Origin of the sequence: Micromonospora sp. NPDC049580 (genome assembly GCF_040675595.1) — a bacterium.
Taxonomy (GTDB): Bacteria; Actinomycetota; Actinomycetes; order Mycobacteriales; family Micromonosporaceae; genus Micromonospora.
On record NZ_JBFAPG010000510.1, the window covers coordinates 1 to 4,387 of the forward strand.

Annotated in this window: 3 protein-coding genes; all 3 read left to right on the forward strand. The window is 69.8% G+C overall.

The window, feature by feature from the left end; all coding sequences use genetic code 11:
• Nucleotides 1-1,693, forward strand: a 1,693-nt coding sequence (locus AB0J68_RS28045; protein ID WP_363941377.1) for an ABC transporter ATP-binding protein, incomplete at its 5' end; no start/stop codon positions are given.
• A complete protein-coding gene (locus AB0J68_RS28050) occupies nucleotides 1,690-3,042 on the forward strand; it encodes an ABC transporter permease (protein WP_363941380.1) in 1,353 nt (450 codons plus the stop codon). The genes AB0J68_RS28045 and AB0J68_RS28050, both read left to right, overlap by 4 nt.
• Nucleotides 3,043-3,045: 3 nt before the next feature.
• Nucleotides 3,046-4,323: an ABC transporter permease gene (locus AB0J68_RS28055; protein WP_363941383.1), complete on the forward strand. Its 1,278-nt coding sequence runs from the start codon at nucleotides 3,046-3,048 to the stop codon at nucleotides 4,321-4,323.
• Nucleotides 4,324-4,387 lie beyond the last annotated feature (64 nt).

Here is a 4,387-nt window from a genome sequence, read left to right on the forward strand (position 1 = left end):
CCCCACGGGTGACCACCCGTGGGGCCGGAGCGGCCGGATCGCGCGCCACGGTGACCGGCCTGGTCCGGCCCGGTCGACCGGCAGCTACGCTGCACCATCGCTCGCACTCCAGGAGGTTGCGCTGAGACTCGAACTGCGCGGCATCACCAAGCGGTTCGGTGATCTGGTCGCCAACGATCACATCGACCTGACGGTGGAGCCTGGAGAGATTCACGCCCTGCTCGGCGAGAACGGCGCGGGCAAGTCGACCCTGATGAACGTGCTCTACGGGCTCTACCAGCCCGACGAGGGCGAGATCCTGGTCGACGGCACGCCGCTGAAGCTGAAGGGCCCGTCCGATGCCATCGCGGCCGGGATCGGCATGGTGCACCAGCACTTCATGCTGGTGCCGGTCTTCACCGTGGCCGAGAACATCATGCTCGGCGCCGAGCAGGTCCGGGGCGGCATCGCCGGTTTCCTGGACCGGCGGCGGGCCCGGCGCGAGGTCACCGAGGTGTCCGAGCGCTACAACCTGCGGGTCGACCCGAATGCGGTGATCGAGGATCTGCCGGTCGGCATCCAGCAGCGTGTGGAGATCGTCAAGGCGCTCACCCGCGACGTCGACCTGCTCATCCTGGACGAGCCGACCGCGGTGCTCACCCCGCAGGAGACCGAGGACCTGCTGACGGTCATGCGGTCGCTGAAGGCGGCCGGCAAGTCGATCGTCTTCATCACCCACAAGCTGGGCGAGGTCAAGGCCATCGCCGACCGGATCACGGTGATCCGGCGCGGAAAGACCGTCGGCACGGCCTCGCCGGAGACGAGCCGGGACGAGCTGGCCGCACTGATGGTCGGCCGCAGCGTGCGGCTGACCGTCGACAAGTCGCCGGCCGCACCGGGCGAGCCGGTGCTGGAGGTGGCCGGGCTGGTCGTCGACGACGACCGGCAGGTCCGGGCGGTCGACGGCGTGGACCTGACCGTCCGCGCGGGCGAGGTGCTCGGTGTGGCGGGCGTGCAGGGCAACGGCCAGACGGAGCTGATCGAGGCGATCATGGGCCTGCGCCCGGTGCTCGCCGGCACGGTCAGCCTGGGCGGCGACCGGATCGACGGCTGGACGACCAAGAAGGTGCTCCGCGCCGGCGTCGGCTACGTGCCCGAGGACCGCAGCGTGGACGGCCTGGTCAAGGAGTTCAGCGTCGCCGAGAACCTGGTGCTGGACATCTACGACCGGCCGCCGTTCGGTGCCGGGCTCGCCCTCAAGCCGGACGCCATCGCGTCGTCGGCGCGGGAGCGGATCGAGCAGTTCGACGTCCGTACCTCATCGGCGGACGCGGCGGTGGGCACCCTGTCCGGCGGCAACCAGCAGAAGGTGATCGTGGCGCGGGAGCTGTCCCGGCCGCTGAAGCTCTTCATCGCCGCCCAACCCACCCGTGGCGTGGACGTCGGGTCGATCGAGTTCATCCACAGCCAGATCATCCACGAGCGGGACGTCGGCACCGCCGTCATGGTGGTGTCCAGCGAGCTTGACGAGGTGGTCGGGCTGGCCGACCGGATCGCGGTGATGTACCGCGGACGGATCATCGGCATCGTCGGCCCGGACACCCCGCGTGAGGAGATCGGTCTGTTGATGGCCGGCATCCACCCGGACGCGGCCGGCACGGCCGACGGGGGTCCGGCGCGCGCCGACGGCCCCGCGAGCGAGGACGAGGCATGACCACCAACCCCAATCCGCAGTCGGGCTCTCCGGACAAGGAGCCGGCGAGCGAGTCGCAGGCGGCGCAGAACGCGCTCGGCAACACCGAGCGGGCCGGCACGACCACGACGGAGAAGACGCCGGAGCCGAAGCCGTCCCTGGGCCGGCTCTTCCTGGACAACCTCTGGGCGGCCAACACCTTCACGGTGACCCTGTTGTCGCTGGTGCTGGCGATCGTCGTCGGCGCGGTGTTGATGATCGTCTCTGACCCGGACGTGCTGCACACCTACACCTACATCACCGCCCGTCCGGCCGACGCGCTCAACTCGAGTTGGACGCTGGTGAGCGAGGCGTACGCGAACCTGTTCAAGGGCTCGATCTTCGACCCCGAGGCGTTCTCCGGCTGGGTGAACGGCAGCAACGGCTGGCAGGCCGTGCTCGCGCCGATCTCCGAGACGCTGACGTACGCCGCGCCGCTGGTCTTCACCGGCCTGGCGGTGGCGCTGGCCTTCCGTGGCGGCCTGTTCAACATCGGCGCGCAGGGTCAGGCCACCATCGGCGTGATCCTGGCCGCGCTGGCCGGCTTCCTGCTGCCGCTGCCGCCCGGCCTGCACCTGCTGGTGGCGGTGCTTGCCGGCGCGCTGGGCGGGGCGATCTGGGGCTTCATCCCGGGCATCCTCAAGGCCCGCGCCGGGGCGCACGAGGTGATCAACACGATCATGCTCAACTACGTCGCCACGTACTTCCTGACCTGGCTCATCGTGCAGAACGGCGTGCAGGACCCGACCCGGACCGACGCGATCAGCAAGGCGGTGGACACCTCCGCCCAGCTGCCGCGCCTGCTCGGCGACAACCTGCGGGTGCACGCCGGCATCCTGCTCGCCGTGCTGGCCACCTGGGCGGTCGCCTGGTTGCTCAACCGGTCGACGCTCGGCTTCGAGCTGCGCGCGGTCGGCGCCAACCCGGACGCCGCGCGGACGGCCGGCATCAGCGTCACCCGGACGTACATCCTGATCATGGTCTTCTCCGGGGTCCTGGCCGGTCTCGGCGGCTCGAACATGGTGCTCGGTTCGACCGCCAGCGCGCTGACGCCGCTGGTGGTGGCGCAGATCGGCTTCGACGGCATCCTGGTGGCGCTGCTCGGCCGGGTGAAGCCGTGGGGGGTGTTGCTCGCCGCGCTGCTGTTCGGTGCGCTCCAGGCCGGCGGCAACCGGATGCAGTCGTACTCCGGCATCTCGCTGGAGCTGGTGACCGTGCTCCAGGCACTGATCGTCATCTTCATCGCCGCACCCGCCCTGGTAAAGGCGATCTTCCAGCTCCGGGCCGCACGGGCCGCCCGGTTGCAGACGAGCCTGGCGAAGGGCTGGTAACGCATGTCCACCATGGCTGTCCCCGACGTCGCGGTCGGCGTCGACGAGGGTTTCTGGACCCGTACCCGCAAGGTCGGCCTCACGCTGACGGCGCTCGGTCTGCTGGCGGCGGTGCTGTTCGGGGCGCTCGCCACCGACCAGGAGGCCCGGTTCACGTTGAGCGACGACGCGGCCGGTGCCGCGCTGGAGATCAACGGCACGATCGGCGCGATCCTGTTCGGGATCATCGCGATCGCCGCCGGCGCGGCCCTGCTCGCCGGCGTGCCGAAGCGCTGGTTCCTGCCGGTGCTCGGCGTCGGGCTGGTCGCCTTCGTGCTCTCCTTCCTCTGCTGGCAGGTCTCCGCCGCGCCCGCCGGGCAGAACTTCATGCCGCTGGTCAACATCATCCGGGGCACGTTCATCCTGGCCCTGCCGCTGATCTTCGGTGCGCTCGCCGGCGTGCTCTGCGAACGGTCCGGCGTGGTCAACGTGGCCATCGAGGGGCAGTTGCTGATGGGCGCGTTCAGCGGCGCGCTGTTCGGCAGCATCTCCGGCAGCGTCTGGGTGGGTCTGGTCGCCGCCGCCATCGGTGGCGCGTTCATCTCGCTGCTGCTGGCCGTCTTCGCCATCCGCTACCTGGTGGACCAGGTCGTCATGGGTATCGTGCTGAACCTGCTCGCGGTCGGCGTCACCGGCTTCCTCTACGAGCGGCTGATGCAGACCGACGCGGAGAAGTACAACAGCGCGCCGCGCTTCAGCAACTGGGAGATCCCCCTGCTCAAGGACATCCCGGTGCTCGGGCCGGCGCTGTTCCGCGGCAACATCTTCCTCTACGTCGGCCTGCTGCTGGTGCTGGTGATCCACATCGGGCTCTTCCGTACCCGGTGGGGGCTGCGGACCCGGTCGGTGGGCGAGCACCCGATCGCCGCCGACACGCTGGGCGTCAAGGTGCTCCGGTTGCGCTACCGCAACGTGCTGCTGGCCGGTGTGGTCGCCGGTATCGGTGGCGCGTCGTACACGCTGGCGCTCTACTCGTTCACCAAGAACATGATCGGCGGCAAGGGCTTCATCGCGCTGGCCGCGCTGATCTTCGGTCGGTGGAACCCGACCGGGGCGCTGCTCGCCGCGCTCTTCTTCGGCTTCGCCGACCAGCTCGCCACCTATCTCGGTGCCATCAACAGTGTGATCCCGAGCCAGTTCCTGGCCATGCTGCCCTACCTGGCGACGATCCTGGCGGTCGCCGGCCTGGTCGGCCGGGTCCGGGCACCCGCCGCCGACGGCAAGCCGTACATCAAGGGCTGACCCCCACCCACCCCTCTGGTGATCAAGAGGTTTGCGTCAGGATCGACGACTTTCCTGACGCAAA